At 69.0% G+C, this 16,494-nt stretch carries 14 protein-coding genes; 7 read left to right on the top strand and 7 right to left on the bottom strand.

Annotated features, from left to right (window positions below):
- Positions 1-216 precede the first annotated feature (216 nt).
- Positions 217-963 (bottom strand): hypothetical protein, encoded by a 747-nt coding sequence (locus tag AB0J09_RS32785; protein WP_360699327.1) that lies wholly within the window; start codon positions 961-963, stop codon positions 217-219.
- A gap of 203 nt (positions 964-1,166) precedes the next feature.
- Between AB0J09_RS32785 and AB0J09_RS32780 the strand changes: the two genes are divergently transcribed.
- Complete coding sequence (locus AB0J09_RS32780) at positions 1,167-2,426, top strand: Scr1 family TA system antitoxin-like transcriptional regulator (protein WP_360699325.1); 1,260 nt, start codon at positions 1,167-1,169, stop codon at positions 2,424-2,426.
- A 185-nt stretch (positions 2,427-2,611) separates the two neighbouring features.
- Positions 2,612-3,445, top strand: coding sequence for an SAM-dependent methyltransferase (locus AB0J09_RS32775; RefSeq protein ID WP_360699323.1), 834 nt, complete (start codon positions 2,612-2,614; stop codon positions 3,443-3,445).
- A 178-nt stretch (positions 3,446-3,623) separates the two neighbouring features.
- Here the strand turns inward: AB0J09_RS32775 and AB0J09_RS32770 are convergent, their stop codons facing one another.
- On the bottom strand, positions 3,624-4,442 hold the full coding sequence (locus AB0J09_RS32770) for a DUF4253 domain-containing protein (protein ID WP_360699321.1): 819 nt from the start codon (positions 4,440-4,442) through the stop codon (positions 3,624-3,626).
- A gap of 108 nt (positions 4,443-4,550) precedes the next feature.
- Between AB0J09_RS32770 and AB0J09_RS32765 the strand changes: the two genes are divergently transcribed.
- A complete protein-coding gene (locus tag AB0J09_RS32765; protein ID WP_360699320.1) occupies positions 4,551-5,129 on the top strand; it encodes an HAD-IA family hydrolase in 579 nt (192 codons plus the stop codon).
- Here AB0J09_RS32765 and AB0J09_RS32760 read toward each other — a convergent pair.
- Together AB0J09_RS32760 and AB0J09_RS32755 are read right to left on the bottom strand one after the other, a co-directional pair.
- Positions 5,126-5,776, bottom strand: coding sequence for a TenA family protein (locus tag AB0J09_RS32760; RefSeq protein ID WP_360699318.1), 651 nt, complete (start codon positions 5,774-5,776; stop codon positions 5,126-5,128). The two genes, AB0J09_RS32765 and AB0J09_RS32760, sit on opposite strands and share 4 nt — an antisense overlap.
- Positions 5,777-5,966: 190 nt before the next feature.
- On the bottom strand, positions 5,967-7,106 hold the full coding sequence (locus AB0J09_RS32755; protein WP_360699316.1) for a TIGR03118 family protein: 1,140 nt from the start codon (positions 7,104-7,106) through the stop codon (positions 5,967-5,969).
- Between the two features lie 120 nt (positions 7,107-7,226).
- Between AB0J09_RS32755 and ppgK the strand changes: the two genes are divergently transcribed.
- Positions 7,227-7,943 (top strand): polyphosphate--glucose phosphotransferase, encoded by a 717-nt coding sequence (ppgK, locus tag AB0J09_RS32750; RefSeq protein ID WP_360699314.1) that lies wholly within the window; start codon positions 7,227-7,229, stop codon positions 7,941-7,943.
- Positions 7,944-7,964: 21 nt separating this feature from the next.
- On the opposite strand, the gene AB0J09_RS32745 is transcribed toward ppgK, so the two are convergent.
- Positions 7,965-8,750, bottom strand: a complete 786-nt coding sequence (locus AB0J09_RS32745) for a hypothetical protein (RefSeq protein WP_360699312.1) — start codon at positions 8,748-8,750, stop codon at positions 7,965-7,967.
- The gene (locus AB0J09_RS32740; protein WP_360699310.1) at positions 8,750-9,004 is read right to left on the bottom strand and encodes a hypothetical protein; all 255 of its coding nucleotides are present in this window, start codon (positions 9,002-9,004) and stop codon (positions 8,750-8,752) included. Before AB0J09_RS32740 ends, AB0J09_RS32745 begins: the two co-directional genes overlap by 1 nt.
- Before the next feature lie 217 nt (positions 9,005-9,221).
- On the opposite strand from AB0J09_RS32740, the gene AB0J09_RS32735 reads away from it, so the two are divergent.
- Positions 9,222-9,626: a YbaB/EbfC family nucleoid-associated protein gene (locus AB0J09_RS32735; RefSeq protein ID WP_360699308.1), complete on the top strand. Its 405-nt coding sequence runs from the start codon at positions 9,222-9,224 to the stop codon at positions 9,624-9,626.
- A gap of 329 nt (positions 9,627-9,955) precedes the next feature.
- Positions 9,956-13,828, top strand: coding sequence for an ATP-dependent RNA helicase HrpA (gene hrpA, locus AB0J09_RS32730; RefSeq protein ID WP_360699306.1), 3,873 nt, complete (start codon positions 9,956-9,958; stop codon positions 13,826-13,828).
- A 2-nt stretch (positions 13,829-13,830) separates the two neighbouring features.
- Here hrpA and AB0J09_RS32725 read toward each other — a convergent pair whose 3' ends face one another.
- On the bottom strand, positions 13,831-15,834 hold the full coding sequence (locus tag AB0J09_RS32725; protein ID WP_360699304.1) for a catalase: 2,004 nt from the start codon (positions 15,832-15,834) through the stop codon (positions 13,831-13,833).
- Between the two features lie 56 nt (positions 15,835-15,890).
- Here AB0J09_RS32725 and AB0J09_RS32720 point away from each other — a divergent pair.
- The coding region (locus AB0J09_RS32720) for an HAD family hydrolase (protein WP_360699302.1) at positions 15,891-16,494 on the top strand (604 nt) is incomplete at its 3' end.

Here is a 16,494-nt window from a genome sequence, read left to right as displayed (position 1 = left end):
TACACCCATATGACCATGTGGGCCAAAGACGCGGACGGGCTGCGGAACCTGTTCCCGCGGAGGGGGCGGGCCGGCCGTACTCGGCCGGCAGCCTCCCGCCGCCTGATGGCAGCGCCGGCATTCCCGCCCCACCGCACGCGCACCAGAGCACGACGCCCCAGGGCCTGCGGCCGGTGGGCGGCGCGCCGAGCGGCAGCGCGAGCGAGGCGGGGAACATCATGGCGACACCGATGCCCTTCTGACCACGTTGGGCACGCTGACGCAGACCATGCGCTCGGTCAGTCCTGCCCCTGGGCTCGAAGAACCCGGTGTGGAAGAACACGGTGCCGACGAACGTACGCGCGACCTGGCAGGCACCGCACCACCGGCCACCGTGCGCGCGACTTTCGAGGCGAGCGCGAGATGCTCGCCGCAGCGACGGCCCACCTTGGCCTCCAGCCCGGCCACCTGGGCCAGCCTGAGCCTCAGCGGCTCCAGCGACGACCGGCGTTCGAGGCCGTCGAGATCGGCCAGCCGGGCGGGCCAGCGCAGCTCGTCGCCGCAGCGAGCTTCCACCTCGGCAGGAAGGTCCTCGATCGGGAACCCCTCGTGGCGCAGCCGGGTGGCGATCATGACGGCCATGAACGCCGTCTTGTCGAAGTCGGTCAGCCGTCCCGCCAGGGCCGCGCTCAGCATCCTGGCCCGGTGGCTCAGGCAGACCGCACTCCACCCGAGCAACAGCAGCCGATCAGGTCCCGTTTCCGTGTGCCATCCGGCCAGCCGCAGCTCGCGGGCCATCCGGTGGTGGAAACGCCAACGGTGACGAGGGCTGTCCAGCCAGACCTCGAGGCCGCCCAGCGGCAGGCTGGCGACGTGCACACCGGCTCCCATCACCGGCCCCGCCACGCGCTCGCAGATCCGCTGGACCACCTGCTCCTGGCCGGTGGAGGCCGGACCTTCCAGGAACATCGAGTCCGTGGTCATGTCCGGTCACCTCCTCCCCGTCTGGCTGTTAAGCCTCAGTTACCACGCGCTCTGATAGTCCGCTTATAGACTGGGCTATGTCAACTGACAGTTTGCGCATAAGTTGATACCTACTCGCGGGGCAGAGCTGGCCCGCATGGCAGGGGACAGTGGGGCCCGCGTCCCTTACGCTGGAAAAGTTCACGGGCGGTAGGAGGTGTGCCGTGGCGAACTTCGCCGAGCGGCTCGATCTCGCGCTGACCAAGCGCGGCTTCACCGGCGCACAGGTCGCCTCCGCTCTGACGGAGGCGGGCATCCCCATCACGCGCGCCTACGTCAGCCAGCTGCGCACCGGCAAGCAGACCAACCCGACGCTCCAGGTGCTCAGGGCGCTGGCCTCCTGCCTCCAGGTGAGCGTCGGCTGGCTGGTCGGCGACGAATACCTCGAGTCCGGTGCCGTCGAGGACCTCCAGTTGCGCGCGGCCGCCATCGGCCTGAACGCCTCAGGGCTGTCCGAGAGCTCCCTGACCGTCCTGCGCGGCGTTGTCGAGCTGGCCCGCAAGGCCGAGGGCCTGCCTGAGGAGCCCGAGACCATCCCCTCCGACATCCCCGACGCGGCCGCGCCGCTGAGCGGGCCGCAGCGCCGGGCGCTCGGCAAGCGGCTGCACGCCCTGCGCCTGGCTGCCGGCCTCTCGGTCGAGCAGGTGGAGACCGCGATCGGCAAGGGGACCGCCGCGATCCCGGCCGTCGAGGAGGGCAGGATCGCCCCCGCTCCCATCACCGTCGAGCGCCTGCTCACCCTCTACGGCGTCGTCGCGCCGCCCATCCGCGAATACGTGCTCTCGCTGGCCAGGGGTGAGCGCGAGGCCGCCTGGTACGACGCGCACTCGGTGCCGGTCTGGCTGGCCGCCGCGTACGCGCTCGAGCAGCGGGCCACGGTGATCCGCACGTACCACCCCCAGTTCGTCCCGCCGCTGCTGCAGACCGAGGAGTACGCCAGGGCCGCCATCACCGCGGCTGGGCCGGCGACGCTCGGGCAGCACACGGTGGACGAGGCGCTCGCCCTCGTGCTGGCCCGCCAGGAGGCCGTGGCCCGCGACAGCGGCATCGTGGTGTGGGCGGTGATCGACGAGAGCGTGCTGGCGCGCTCGATCGTCGGGCCGCACGTGCAGCTCCGCCAGGTCGAGCAGCTCCTCGACCACGCCAAGCGCCCCAACATCTCGCTGCACGTGGTGCCGATGGAGGACCCCGCCTACGTGCCGCGCACCGGTCCGTTCACGCTGTGGCGCTTCGCCGAGACGTTCGAGCCGGACATCGCGTGCGCCCATGGCATCGAGTCCGACGAGCTGGTCACCGACACCGCCGCGGTGGAGGCGTACCACCAGGCGTTCACGAAGCTGTCGGTGACGACGACCACGCGCGAGGAGACCTTCGAGGTCTTGAATTTCCATCGCGAGCGGCTTTCGCGTTCTCTCGGAAAATGATCTCTTTCCCTAATGAATGATCATTATTCTCGGTAGAGGGTTACGCAGATATACCGAAAACTAATGGCTTTTCCGGTTGTCATCCGCTCCCGAACGAGGATCATATGTTCTGGGTCATCGAGTGTGGGGTCCGAAAGGATCAGCTTTTCCCGAGATAGTGGGCGAGGGGAAAGGGGCAACACTCAATGCGTCAGCGTGCCATCCGAAACCTGGCGAAGCTGGAGATGACCCAAGCTAGGATCACCCGGGTTCTCGACGCCGCCACGGGTGGAAAGAACAATTTCGTGGCGGACAGAGACGCAATGCGCCGCTACGACCAGGCCGCTCCCATCGTGACGACGGCCGCGCGGGCCGTGCTGCAATATTTATGCCGTGTGGTACGTCACCTGGCGACAGAAGGCGTGGACCAGTTCGTGATCGTCGGGAGTGGCGTGCCAAGCGGCCTGCCGGCGGGAAGACAGTTGCACGACGTGGCCCGTGACGCTTTGGGCGCCGCGGTCCCCCGTGTGGTCTACGTGGAGAACGACCCGATGGTGCTGGCCGGAGCTCGGGCGACCATCGAGCCCGTCACCGATCTCGTACGCGTCGTAGAGGGCGACGTGCGCGAGATCGACGACATCCTCGATGACCGGGTCATGCAGACGTTCCTCGACTGGGACCGGCCCATGGCCGTGCTGCTGCTGTCGACCCACAGCCTGAACGACGACGAGTACTTCCACTACGTGATCAAGCGGATCCGGCAGGTGGTGCCGGAAAGGAGCTACCTGTCGCTGCTGCAGACCACGTTCGACGCGATTCCACCGGAGCTGCTGCCGGCCATTCACAATCTGCTGGCGATGACGCTGCCCGGTCACGCGATTCGCACCAGAGAGGAGGTAGCGGCGTTGCTCGAAGGTCTGGTGCTGGTAGACCCGGGACTGGTGTGGGTGCCGGAATGGCGGCCGAACGGCCTCGACACCGCCTGCGCCGATCAGCCGAGCTCCTCAGGAACTTACGGCGCCGTGGCCCGGATCCCGTGAGCGGCGGGCCACCGCACGACGGCCCTTCCCCCAAGGGACCGTAACCCGTGACGGCGGGAGAGCATTCATCCCGCCGTCACGGGTTACGGTCCTCTCGGGAGCGGGCCGCGGTCGTGCCGATGGAAGGCACCGCCGCGACCGGCCGGCGGCCTGCGGATCGAGGCCGGGAAGCCGGAGCTCAGTCCCACCAGAACGACCACGCGTGCCCGCCGATGATCTGCTCGGCGTAGCCCTGCAGGTCGCCGGGCCCCTGGACGATGTTGTCCGGGCAGAACGTCCAGTGCTCCGCGGCCACCTGTAACGCGTGCTCCGGATCGACAGGCGGCGCGGCCACGCTCAGGTCCAGCGTGTTGAACCCGACGCTCACCACCCGCGCGCCGAACCGGTCCTCCCAGCTGCGCACCACGGCAGCCATGGGGATCATCCACTCGTTGTGGTGCAGCGCGCCCTGCCAGCCCATCACGGCCAGCGCGTCGGCGCCTCTGGGGGCGGCGACCAGGCCGAGCGGCATCCCCTTGGCGGCCAGCTCGCCCGCGAGCCAGTCGGCGACCGCCCCGGGATCGGCCTTGAGCACGCCGGGCGGGGCAGGTCCGGGGCAGATCGCCCCGTACGGCTCCAGCTCGGTCAGCGCGCTCTGCGGCATCTGGACCACCCACTCCTCCCACACCTCGGTCATGAACCCCTCGGCGGTGAAGTGGGCGATCTGGCGTGGGTCATCCGGCACGACCTGGCCGACGCCCCAGGGCTGCGCCGACTCGTCCAGCAGCACCGGCCACAGCCCGCTGTGCGGGTGCCACTCGCGCATCAGCGCCCAGTCCGCGCCGGTCGCCGGCTCCTCGCTCATCCAGAACGCCGGCAGGGCCGCCTCGCCCTGCCGGGTGTAGCCGGGATCGGGCCAGACCACTTCCCCCGGCGGCAGCCCAGCGGGCAGCCTGCGCCCCATGCCGCCGTCGGCGAACAGCCGGCCCAGCTCGAGTGGCAGCCGGTGATCGTTCATGCCCTACCGTTCCGATACCGAATCCTGTCTCGGAGATGGTAGTGCCGCCGGTCGCCCCGGCACCTTTGGCGACGCGCGAAAAGCGGATCGCTGTCACAATGAGGGGCTGTGATCCCCTTTGACGCGGTTCTGTCTGACCTCGATGGAGTCCTCCGCCACTTCGACCACGCCGCCCAGGCCGACATCGAGGCCCGCTACGGCCTCCCGCTCATGAAGACGGCCCTCGACCCCGAGCTGATCATGCCTCCCACGCTCGGCCAGGTCACCGAGGAACAGTGGTTGGAGTCCATCGTGGTCGCGCTGGGCGGCGACGAGCGCGCCCGTCAGGCCGTCACCGAGTTCGCGGGGATCCGGTACTGGGTGGACGAGGAGGTCAGGGCGCTCCTGGCCAGGGCGCAGCAGCACGTGCCCGTGGTCATCGTGACCAACGCCATGGATCGGCTGGAGGAGCAGCTCGACCTGCTGGGGCTCACGCACTTCGCCGACGACGTGGTCAGCAGCGCGAGGGTGGGCGTGGCCAAGCCCGATCGCCGGATCTACGAGATCGCGGCGGAGCGTGCCGGGGTCGAGCCCGAGCGCTGCCTGTTCGTGGACGACCGGCTGCCGAACGTGGACGCGGCCAGGGCGCTCGGCATGACGGGTGTCCACTACCGGACGTACCAGGACCTGGCGGCCGTCCTGGGCTAACCGGACTCGCCGGCCATGTCGAAGAAGGCCCGCTCCAGCTCGACCGCGCGGCGGAACACGCCGAGCACCTGTGTCCGGCGCTCCTCGTCCAGTCGCACGCCCAGGCGGTCGAGCTCGCCGCGCAGGAAGGCCACCCAGGCGCGGAACTCCTCGCCCTCGTGCAGCTCGATCCACTCGCGGTGCACGAACCTCTCAGGAAGCGGCTCCGCGGCCCGCGACGCCCATCCCAGGTAGCACCACTCGGCCACGCACAGCACGGCCACGATCAGCAGGTAGTCCTGCGAGGCCCGCACCTCGTCCATGAGCCGCCTGAACGCCGCCGTCACCGGCTCCAGCGGCACCTCGGTCCGCCCGCCCAGCTCGGCCAGCGCCCGGTGGAAGTACGTCTTCTCCTCGGTGGTCGCGACCTGCCCGAGGAACTTCCCGTACGGCACCCGCGCCTCGAACGTGTCGGCGCTCGCCACGGCCGCCCCGAGCAAGGCCGTGAACGAGTCCACGAACTGGAAGTCCTGCTCCAGGTAGCGCCGCATGTCCTCGTCGGCCGCCGCGCCCTTCGTGATCGCCATGGCGAACGGGTGCGTCACCACCGCCGTCCACTCGGGCTCGCACTGCTGCCTGAGCCACTCGCTGAAGGTCCCCTCACTCACGCTCCGACCGTACCCCTCCCCGTCCAAAGGGACCCAGCCGAAGTGCGGCGAGTGACCCCAGCGGAGTGGGGATGTTTCCGGCGCGGCTCGCGCAAACCGCGCCGGAAACGGCCATGTGACCGCCGCCCCCAGCCTGCCGGCGAGCTGCGCACCTCGCCAGGGCTGGGGGCGACGGCGAGCGAGCGCCCGGTCAGTACCCGCCGTAGGGGTTCTGGGAGGACGGCCGGGTAGTGGGCGCGCTCGTCTGGTGGCCCGACGGGTGGTTCGTCGGGGTGCTCGACGGCGTTCCGGTGGAGGTCGGCTTGGTGCCCTGCGGGGCGATGATGCCGATCAGGCCGTGCTTGGTGCCGTCGATGCCGGCGGAGAACCACAGGGAGTTCTCGCCGCCGGTGGTGGCGGTTCCGGGCTCCAGGTCCCAGAGGCCGGGCAGCACGATCGGCTTGCCGTCGGCCGTGCGCAGCGAGCCCAGGTGACGCGACTGCTTGTACGCGTGCACGGTGCCGTCGCCGAAGTTGCCGACCAGCAGCGCGCCGGCGTACTGTCCCCAGCCCTTCGGCGCGGCGGTGATCCCCCAGGGGGCGTTGAGCCCGACTCTGGAGATGCGGCCGGTGAGGCGTCCGCCGGCGTTGAAACGGCTCACGAAGCCCTTGCCGGCGCCGAAGGTGGGCTTGCCGGTGGACTGGTCACGCAGGGCGTAGGCCACCCAGATGCTGCCGTTGGCGATCGCCACGTTGTAGGCCTTGTACGTCGAGGGCACCCCCGGGTCCTTGAACTGCCAGTTCTTCAGGTGGATGCGCCGGAAGTCCTCGTCGAAGGCGTGGATGCGCCCGCTCGCGAAGTCGGCGGCGAGCAGGAAAGCGCCGTCGTCGGTCTCGACGAGCTCCAGCCCCTTGTAGTCGGCGCCGCGCGTGAAGGCCGCGATGATCGCGTTGGCCGGGTCGACCTCGGCGTTCCAGCCGCTGATGGCGCCGCTCGGGCTGGAGAAGATGAACGTGGCGGGCTTGCCCTTGACGGTGAAGCCCTCGCCTGGGTTGAACACCTGGCCCGTCGGGGCTCCGCCCGGAATGGCCACCTCGGTCTGCTCCTTCTTGCCCGTACCGGAGTAGACGGTGGCACTGCCGGTGCCGGTGTTCGAGACCCACAGAGTCTTGCCCATGGCCAGGCCCCACGGGTTGACGACCTTGGGGTCGGTGACAGGGGCTTTGCCCTTGACGTCCGACACAAGGTTGATGACGTCGAAACGGTTCCTGGTGGTGGCGTGTGCGGGAGTGGTGAGAGTCGCTCCCAGAACGACCGCAACAGCGCAGAGTGTGATGATGCGTGGCCGCATCCGTTGCCTCCTAGTTAGCGCTTGTGACGCGAGATACGCGGAGGCGTGTGAGGGGGTTCACCCGGTTCCGGAAATATCAGGACGGGAGTTTTTCGCGTCCTGAAGGGGAGAGGGAGTGTCATGAACGTGTTGGGCATCGATATCGGCGGCTCGGGAATCAAGGGCGCGCCCGTCGACACCGAGGCAGGAGAGCTGGTCAAGGAGCGTCTGCGCATTCCCACGCCCCAGCCGTCCAAGCCTCATGAGGTTGCCGAGGCGGTGGCGGCTATTGTCAAGCATTTCGGCTGGAACGGTCCCGTCGGGGTCACGTTCCCCGGCGTGGTCAAGGACGGCGTCGTGCTGACGGCCGCCAATGTGGACCACTCGTGGATCGGCGTCGACGCGGGTGAGCTTTTCGGCGGGGCGACGGTGCTGAACGACGCCGACGCGGCCGGCGTGGCCGAGATGACCTTCGGGCGCGGTAAGGGGAAGCGCGGCACCGTGCTCGTGCTGACGTTCGGCACGGGGATCGGGAGTGCGCTGTTCACCGACGGGACGCTCGTACGCAACACGGAGCTCGGACATCTGGAGCTCCGGGGCAAGGACGCCGAGCATCGGGCGTCGGCGCGAGTGCGGGAGGAGCACGAGCTGAGCTGGGACAAATGGGCCGAGCGGGTGGAGGAGTATCTCCGGCACGTGGAGATGCTGCTGTCACCCTCGCTGATCGTCATCGGTGGGGGTGTGAGCAGGAAGGCCGACAAGTTCCTGCCGCACGTCCACATCGGCACGCCCGTCGTGCCCGCCGCGCTCCAGAACGAGGCGGGCATCATCGGGGCGGCTCTCGCGGCGACGTCCTGAGCCGGCTCGGTCCTGGGCCGCTCAGTCCTGGACCGGCTCAGCAGGCGGCTCAGCAGGTGGCTTGGCGGGGGCGACCCACTTGAAGTCCTTCGCCCCGTCAGGCAGCTTGTCTCCGCGGTCCGGGAACTGGAAGGTCGGGTACGCCGATCTGTCGATCTTGACGGTGGAGAAGTCCACGCCCTTCAGGCTCCCTTTGGCCCAGCCGCCGTCGGTGATGTGGAGGTCGGCCATCTTGTCCAGCTGATGCTCCCGCGCGACCAGGTAGGCGATGATGGCCATCTGCCCCGTGAAGTGCGTGATGAGCGCGCCCACCATCACGACCACGATCTTGTCCGCGGCGTTCGCCAGCCACCTCAGGGACATCCGGGCCTGCACGGCGCTGGCGGGCACCATCGACATCGGGACGAGGTACGCGGTCAGGGGGATGAGCATGGCGCCGAGGGCCGCCATCGACCCTTTGAAGAGCCGGAAGGCGATGGACATGCTCTCGAGCATGTCTCCCATCTTGTCGAGCGAGTCCCGTAGGGCCTCGGTGCCGGTGTGCATGTCGCCCGTCACCCGGGAGAACTCCCGCTGGTCGTCGGCGATCCAGCGCTGCCTCGTCTCGTTGGGGATGCCGTCCAGCACCTCGACAGGGCGGTCGAGGTCCCGGGCCATCTGCTTCCAGATCTTGGCGACCTCCGAGACCTTGTCGTAGTCCATGCCCAGGCTCATCAGGAGCGAGATCGACACCATGGGAACGGCCCCGTACAACTGCAGTTCCCTGAGTGCCGTGAGGGTCGGCGCGGGCACGGGCAGGGCGGCCATTACCGGTACTCCACGATGCTGGCCTGCTCGGCCGCGCGCCAGTTGCCGGCGCAGGTGGTCAGGCCGTCGGAGATGCCCAGGGACGCGATGGTGCCGTCCCGCAGGGCGTCCTCGCAGCCCCTCTGCGCCTTGCCGTAAATCCCGACGACCTTCTCGGCGAGCAGCACGCCCAGCGCGTCGCCGAGGTCGGTGTCCCAGATGCGGTCAGCGCTCCTCCGGAAATCGACCCAGATGTCCCTGTAGTGCTCGCTCATCTTGTCGATGGTGCGAGAGGTGATGAATCTTGTGTCCTGTGGGCCGGACATGTCGCTCCTTCAGCAATATTGCGTCGAAGGTCATCTTTGTCGGCGAGGAGGCGTTGATCATCTGGGTTCACCGGATGTTCGATGGGGGGACACTGTTCGCTACCAACCGGTTCAGGCAATCTTGATCGACTCCCAAGCCATGCCGACGAACAGGGAAAGCCATGGCATGTCCGGCTTCGATCCGGTCACTGTCACGCCCGAGGAGCTCGAGAAGATCAGCCGGCGCGCGGACCAGGCCATGGCGAAGCTGGCCGAGGCGATGAACGGGCTCAAAGAGGTCACCGGGGAGGGGACGGCCGCCGGCGGGAAGATCCAGGCCGCGGTGGAGTCCGACGGCCTCGTGCGCGAGATCCGCTTCGATCCGCGCGTGCTGCGCACGATGGGCAGCGACGAGCTGGCCGAGGCGATCGTGGCGGCGGTGCGTGCGGCCCAGATCTCGGCCCGTACGCAACTGGAGGAGCGGCTGGCCGAGGCTCACGGCGGGGAGCGGCCCTCGTTCGACCTCAACGAGGTCGAACGTGGCTTGGACGCCGTCCAGTCCGCGTTTCTCTCCTCCCTCTCGCCCCGCTGACCGGCCCCGCCGCCTCGCGGGCTGTGCGCTGTGTGTGTGGCATCTCACCGCTCCTGCGCGGCGGTGTCGCACCGGCCTCGTGTCGCGGGCTGGGGGCCGAGCGTGTTGTGCCGGTCCCCGCCGTACACCGTCTCGCCGACGCGGCGCGCCCGGCCGTCGTCAGCGTGTCCGGTGCGGCACCGTGCGGCGCGGAGGGGCCCGGCGTGTCGTCCGGATCCAGCCCTCAGCCGGTGAGTGGCGGGGGATATTGGGATGCGCGCCACCGCCATGGTCGGGCAGCATGGGCGGTTGGCTCCGGGGAAGCCGGGCTCAAATATCCTGAAAGCAGTATGGGAACGCCTTCCTTGTCCTCTCCACTGGCCGAGCTCCAATCCCGCCTGCCCGAGCTCATGCCGCGCGACCAGCGGCGGCTGCGGCGCAGGCTCGACGGCATGCGCCGGGTGCGCTCGCGCGACGCCCGCGACAAGATCGTCGCGGAGATCCTCGCCGACGTCGAGCGCGCCGAGCAGCGGCTGGTACGGCGGCGCGAAGCCGTGCCGGTGGTGACATATCCAGAAAATCTGCCGGTCTCCCAGCGCAGGGCCGACATCCTTGAGGCCATCCGTGACCACCAGGTCGTGATCATCGCGGGTGAGACGGGCTCCGGAAAGACCACCCAGATCCCCAAGATCTGCATGGAGCTGGGCCGCGGCGTCCGAGGGCTCATCGGCCACACGCAGCCCCGCCGCATCGCCGCCCGCACGGTCGCCGAGCGCATAGCCGAGGAGCTCGGCACCAGCCTGGGCGAGGTGGTCGGCTACAAGGTCCGCTTCACCGACCAGGCCAGTGACCGCACGCTGGTCAAGCTGATGACCGACGGCATCCTGCTCGCCGAGCTGCAGAACGACCGCATGCTCGACCACTACGACACGCTGATCATCGACGAGGCCCACGAGCGCAGCCTCAACATCGACTTCATCCTCGGCTATCTCAAACAGCTCCTGCCCAAGCGGCCCGACCTCAAGGTCGTCATCACCAGCGCCACGATCGACCCCGAGCGGTTCTCGCGCCACTTCGACGACGCGCCGATCATCGAGGTCTCCGGGCGCACGTACCCGGTCGAGGTGCGCTACCGGCCGCTCGACGAGGACGACGACCAGACCCAGGGCATCGTGAACGCCTGCAAGGAGCTGATAGGCGAGGGCCCCGGCGACATCCTCGTCTTCCTGTCGGGCGAGCGGGAGATCCGCGACGCCGCCGACGCGCTCGGCAAGGCCGAGTTCCGCAACACCGAGATCCTCCCGCTCTACGCCCGCCTGAGCGCCGCCGAGCAGCACCGCGTCTTCCAGGGCCACACCGGCCGCCGCGTCGTGCTGGCCACCAACGTGGCGGAGACGTCGCTCACGGTCCCCGGCATCAAATACGTCGTGGACCCCGGTTACGCGCGCATCTCCCGCTACAGCCACCGCACCAAGGTGCAGCGCCTGCCGATCGAGCCCATCTCGCAGGCCAGCGCCAACCAGCGCAAGGGCCGCTCGGGCCGCACCTCCGACGGCATCTGCATCCGGCTGTACGAGGAGGAGGACTTCCTCAACCGGCCGGAGTTCACCGACCCGGAGATCCTGCGCACCAACCTGGCCTCCGTCATCCTGCAGATGACCTCGATCGGGCTGGGCGACATCGAGGCGTTCCCGTTCGTGGAGCCGCCGGACCGCCGCCAGGTGAAGGACGGCGTCAACCTGCTGCATGAGCTGGGCGCGTTCGACGCCCACGGCAAGCTCACCGGCGTCGGCCGCAAGCTGGCCAACCTGCCCGTCGACCCGCGCCTGGGCCGCATGGTGCTGGAGGCCGAGAAGAACGGCTGCCTGCGCGAGGTCATGGTGATCACCGCCGCCCTGTCCATCCAGGACCCGCGCGAGCGCCCGTCCGACAAGCAGCAGCAGGCCGACGAGAAGCACCGGCGCTTCGCCGACCCCGAGTCCGACTTCATGGCCTACCTCAACCTGTGGAACTACCTGCGTGACAAGCAGCAGGAGCTGTCGTCCAGCGCGTTCAGGAGGCTGTGCAAGGCCGAGTTCCTCAATTACCTGCGGGTCCGCGAGTGGCAGGACATCTACAGCCAGCTCCGCCAGTCGCTCGGCGCACAGCCCAACAGCCAGCCCGCGCAGCCGTATCACGTGCATGTGTCCCTGCTGGTCGGGCTGCTGTCGCACATCGGCGTCAAGGACGTCATGGACAAGCAGCGCGGGCAGGACGGCCGCAGGCCGATCCAGGAGTACCTCGGCGCCCGCAACGCCCGCTTCGCCGTCTTCCCCGGCTCCGCCCTGGCCAAGAAGCAGCCGCAGTGGGTCATGTCGGCCGAGCTGGTCGAGACCTCCCGGCTCTGGGCGCGGGTCAACGCCAAGATCGAGCCCGACTGGGTCGAGCCCCTGGCCCAGCACCTGGTCAAACGCACCTACTCCGAGCCGCACTGGGAGAAGAACCAGGGCGCGGTGATCGCCCTGGAGAAGGTCACCCTGTACGGGGTGCCGCTCGTGGTGGGCCGCAAGGTCAACTACGGCCGCATCGACCCCGACCTGTCGCGTGAGCTGTTCATCAGGCACGCCTTGGTCGAGGGCGACTGGGACACCCACCACCGCTTCCTCAAGGACAACCGCAGGCTGCTCGAAGAGGTCGAGGAGCTGGAGAACCGGGCACGCCGCCGCGACATCATGGTGGACGACGAGGCGTTGTTCGACTTCTACGACCAGCGGGTGCCCGCCGACGTGGTCTCGGCCCGCCACTTCGACTCCTGGTGGAAGCAGGTCAGGCAAGAGACGCCCGACCTGCTCACGTTCTCGCCGGAGATGCTGGTCAACGAGGGCGCCGACATCAGCGCCCGCGACTACCCCGACACGTGGAAGCAGCTCGGCCAGCGGATGAAGCTGACCTACCAGTTCGAGCCGGGCGCGGACGCCGACGGCGTGACCGTCCACGTGCCGCTCCAGGTGCTCAACCAGGTCAACTCCGACGGCTTCGACTGGCAGATCCCCGGCCTGCGCGAGGAGCTGATCACCGCGCTGATCCGCTCCCTGCCGAAGGCCCTGCGCCGCAACTTCGTCCCCGCACCCAACTACGCCAAGCAGGTGCTGGAGGGCGTCAAGCAGGGCGGTGAGCCGCTGCTGGAGGCCGTCGAGCGGGAGCTGCTGCGGCTCACCGGCATACGCGTGCCGCGCGACGCCTGGCAGCTCGACCAGGTGCCCGACCACCTGCGCATCACGTACCGGGTGATCGACGAGCGCAAGCGCACGGTGGCCGAGGACAAGGACCTCGACACGCTGAAACGCCGCCTCGCCCCGCGCCTGCGGCAGACGCTCTCGCAGGCCGGTGACGACCTGGAGCAGACGGGCCTGCACACGTGGAGCTTCGGGACGCTGCCGAAGGTGTTCGAGCAGGGCCGGATGAAGGGCTACCCGGCCCTCGTGGACGCGGGCGACTCCGTCTCGATCAAGATCTTCGAGACGGCGGCCGAGCAGCGCCGCTCCCACTGGCCCGGCGTGCGCCGCCTGCTCCTCCTGAACGTCACCAACCCGGCCAAGTCCCTGCTCGGCGGCCTGTCCAACCAGGCCAAGCTGGCGCTGTCACGCAGCCCGCACGGCGGGGCGGTGGCGTTGTTCGACGACGTGGTGAACGCGGCGGTGGACAGGCTGATGCTCGACGCCGGGGGCCCGGCGTGGGATCCGGTGGCCTTCGACCGCCTCTACCAGCACGTACGGGCCAACCTCCACGAAACGGCGGCCGACGTGCTGTCGAGGGTGGAGCAGATCCTGAGCGTCTGGCACGAGGCCGGCGCCCGGCTCGACGCCCTGCGGGCCGGCGCGGCCACGGACGACATCCGCGAGCAGCTCGGCAAGCTCGTCTACCCGGGTTTCGTCACGGCCACGGGCTACCAGCGCCTTTCCGACATCCTGCGATACATCCGGGCGGTCGACCGCCGCCTCGCCAAGCTCCCGGAGGAGCCCTGGCGGGACCAGGAGTGGATGGACCGGGTGCACAAGGTCGAGGACGACTACCACGACCTGCTGGAGAAGCTCCCCCGGGCGCGGCGAGGCGATCCGGACGTGCTGGAGATCCGGTGGATGATCGAGGAGCTGAGGGTGAGCTTCTTCGCCCAGACGCTGGGGACTCCCACACCGGTCTCGGAGAAGCGCATCGCCAAGGCGATGGAGAAGCTCACCCCCTGAGCTCACGCGGGGACGGCGGCCACGTCGCGCTCGTAGAAGCGGTGGCCGGCCACCGCCGTCGCGAACTTCTCCGCGATGCCGTCCCCCATCACCACCCCCACGTCGTTGGGCAGCCGTGCCGCCTCCAGGAGCTCGCGCCCGGACCCCACCACGCCGATGGCCTTGCCGTGCCTGAACGCCTCCTTGACGAAGAACTGGGCCCGCCCCAACGGCGCCAGCGCGGCGCCGTCCGCGGCCACCACCGCGTCGTAGAGGACCGAGTTCGCCGCGCTGAGCTGCTTGTCCACCGGGATGCCGCCCACGGTGCCCTCCGCCGGGGCCACCACCTCGCAGACGGCGCCCTTGCTCTCCAGGGACTCGCGCAGGGCCGTCACCTCGCCGGCGTCCGTCCCGTCCGCCATGAGGATGGCGATCTTGCGGGTGGCGACGCTCTGCGGCTGGCCCGTCATGCTGAGCGCGGGCGAGGCGTTCGAGTGGACCTCGGCCATCGCGGGCTCGGGCAGGCCCAGCCCCTTGGCCACCTGCGCGGCCAGGTCGGGGTGGATCTGGCCCAGGTGCCGGACCACGCCCTCCTTGATGTGCGGGCGCTCCACGTGCCCCAGCTCGAACAGGTACGCGGCCACGATGTGCTGCTTCTCCCAGTCGGCCATGCTGTTCCAGAACAGGGTGGCCTGGCTGTAGTGGTCGTCGAAGCTGGGGCTGCGCTTGCGGATCTTCACGCCGTCCACCCGCTCCTGGTAGTGCCGGTAACCGTCCTCCGCCGCGGGGTGACCCCCGCTGATGGAGTTCGGCGCGTAGCTCGTGCGCGACTCGTGGATCATGTGCTGGTGGAAGCCGTCGCGCTGGTCGTTGCGCACCTCGTTGACCGGCTGGTTGACCGGGATCTGCGGGAAGTTCGGCCCGCCCAGGCGCAGCAGCTGGGTGTCGAGGTACGAGAAGTTCCTGGCCTGCAGCAGCGGGTCGTTGGAGAAGTCGATGCCGGGCACGACGTTGGCGGTGTGGAAGGCCACCTGCTCGGTCTCGGCGAAGAAGTTCTGCGGGTTGCGGTTGAGCGTCATCTTGCCGATGGGCCGCAGCGGCACCTGCTCCTCAGGGATGATCTTCGTGGGATCGAGCAGGTCGAAGTCGAAGTCGTGCTCCCGCGACTCGGGCACGAGCTGCACGCACAGCTCGTACTCGGGATAGGCGCCACGCTCGATCGCCTCCCACAGGTCCCGGCGGTTGAAGTCGGGGTCGTTGCCCTGGATGCGGAGCACCTCGTCCCACACCAGCGAGTACGTCCCCAGCACCGGCCGCCAGTGCCACTTGACGAACGTGCCCTGCCCCGAGGCGTTCACCAGCCGGAACGTGTGCACGCCGAACCCCTGCATCATCCGGAAGCTGCGCGGGATGGCCCGGTCGGACATCAGCCACATGATCATGTGCAGCGACTCGGGCTGGAGCTGGACGAAGTCCCAGAAGGTGTCGTGTGCCGACTGCGCCTGCGGGATCTCGTTGTGGGGCTCGGGCTTGACCGCGTGCACGAAGTCGGGGAACTTGATGCCGTCCTGGATGAAGAAGACCGGGAAGTTGTTGCCGACCAGGTCGAAGTTCCCCTCCGTGGTGTAGAACTTCGTGGCGAATCCGCGCACGTCGCGCACGGTGTCGGCCGAGCCGCGCGAGCCCGCCACGGTCGAGAAGCGCACGAATGTCGGCGTCGGCTTGGACGTGTCGTTCAGGAAGGCCGCCGAGGTGAGGTCGCCGAGCGGCTCGTAGAGCTGGAACACCCCATACGCGCCCGCGCCCCTGGCGTGCACCACACGCTCGGGGATGCGTTCATGGTCGAAGCGGGTGACCTTCTCGCGGAAGTGGAAGTCCTCCATGAGCGTCGGCCCGCGCTCGCCCGCACGCAGCGAGTCGTCCGTGTGGTCGACCCGGACGCCTTGGTCCGTGGTCATGTTGAGATCGTCGGCTGGGACTCGGTCGGCGTCGAGCTGGCGGTCCTTCGCGTCGCGCTCTGATGGCATGAAAAAATCCCCCTTGTACGTTTTGCTTATGCCGGTGCCCAGGAGGGCGGCTTGAAATGGGGGAATTGATGATCAAGGCTGTGGTGTTCGACGTCGGGGAGACGCTGATCAGCGAGGCGCGGATCTGGGCGCGATGGGCCGACCGGCTGGGCGTGAGCGAGTTCGTGCTGATGGGCGCGCTCGGCGGGATGGCCGCGCTGGATCGCCCCCACAGCGACGCCTTCGAGCTCGTACGACCCGGCTTCGACCTCCTCGCGGAGGAGGCCGCATGGGAACGCGACGACCCCCAGGGCCTGCGCAACCGCTTCGACGCCGACGATCTCTACCCCGACGTGCGTGACGCGCTGGCCGCCATCCGTGAGGCCGGATACCAGGTGATCATCGCGGGAAACCAGCCGAGACGGGCTTTCGACGCGCTGGTGGCCATGGATCTGCCCGCCGACTCCGTGCACACCTCCGAGGGGTGGGGCGTGTCCAAGCCGGACCCCGGTTTCTTCGCCAAGGTCGCGGCGGTCGCGGGGCGGGAGCCCGCCGAGCTCCTCTACGTCGGCGACCGGCTGGACAACGACGTGCTCCCCGCCGCCGAGGCGGGCATGCGTACAGCGCTGCTGCGCCGCGGGCCGTGGGGCTACCTGCACGCCGAGCGCCCGCAGGCGGCGG

Source organism: Nonomuraea sp. NPDC049784, from assembly GCF_040659615.1.
Taxonomy (GTDB): domain Bacteria; phylum Actinomycetota; class Actinomycetes; order Streptosporangiales; family Streptosporangiaceae; genus Nonomuraea.
The sequence above is the reverse complement of the archived record's forward strand: the minus strand, read 5'-3'. Positions and strand labels throughout refer to the sequence as shown.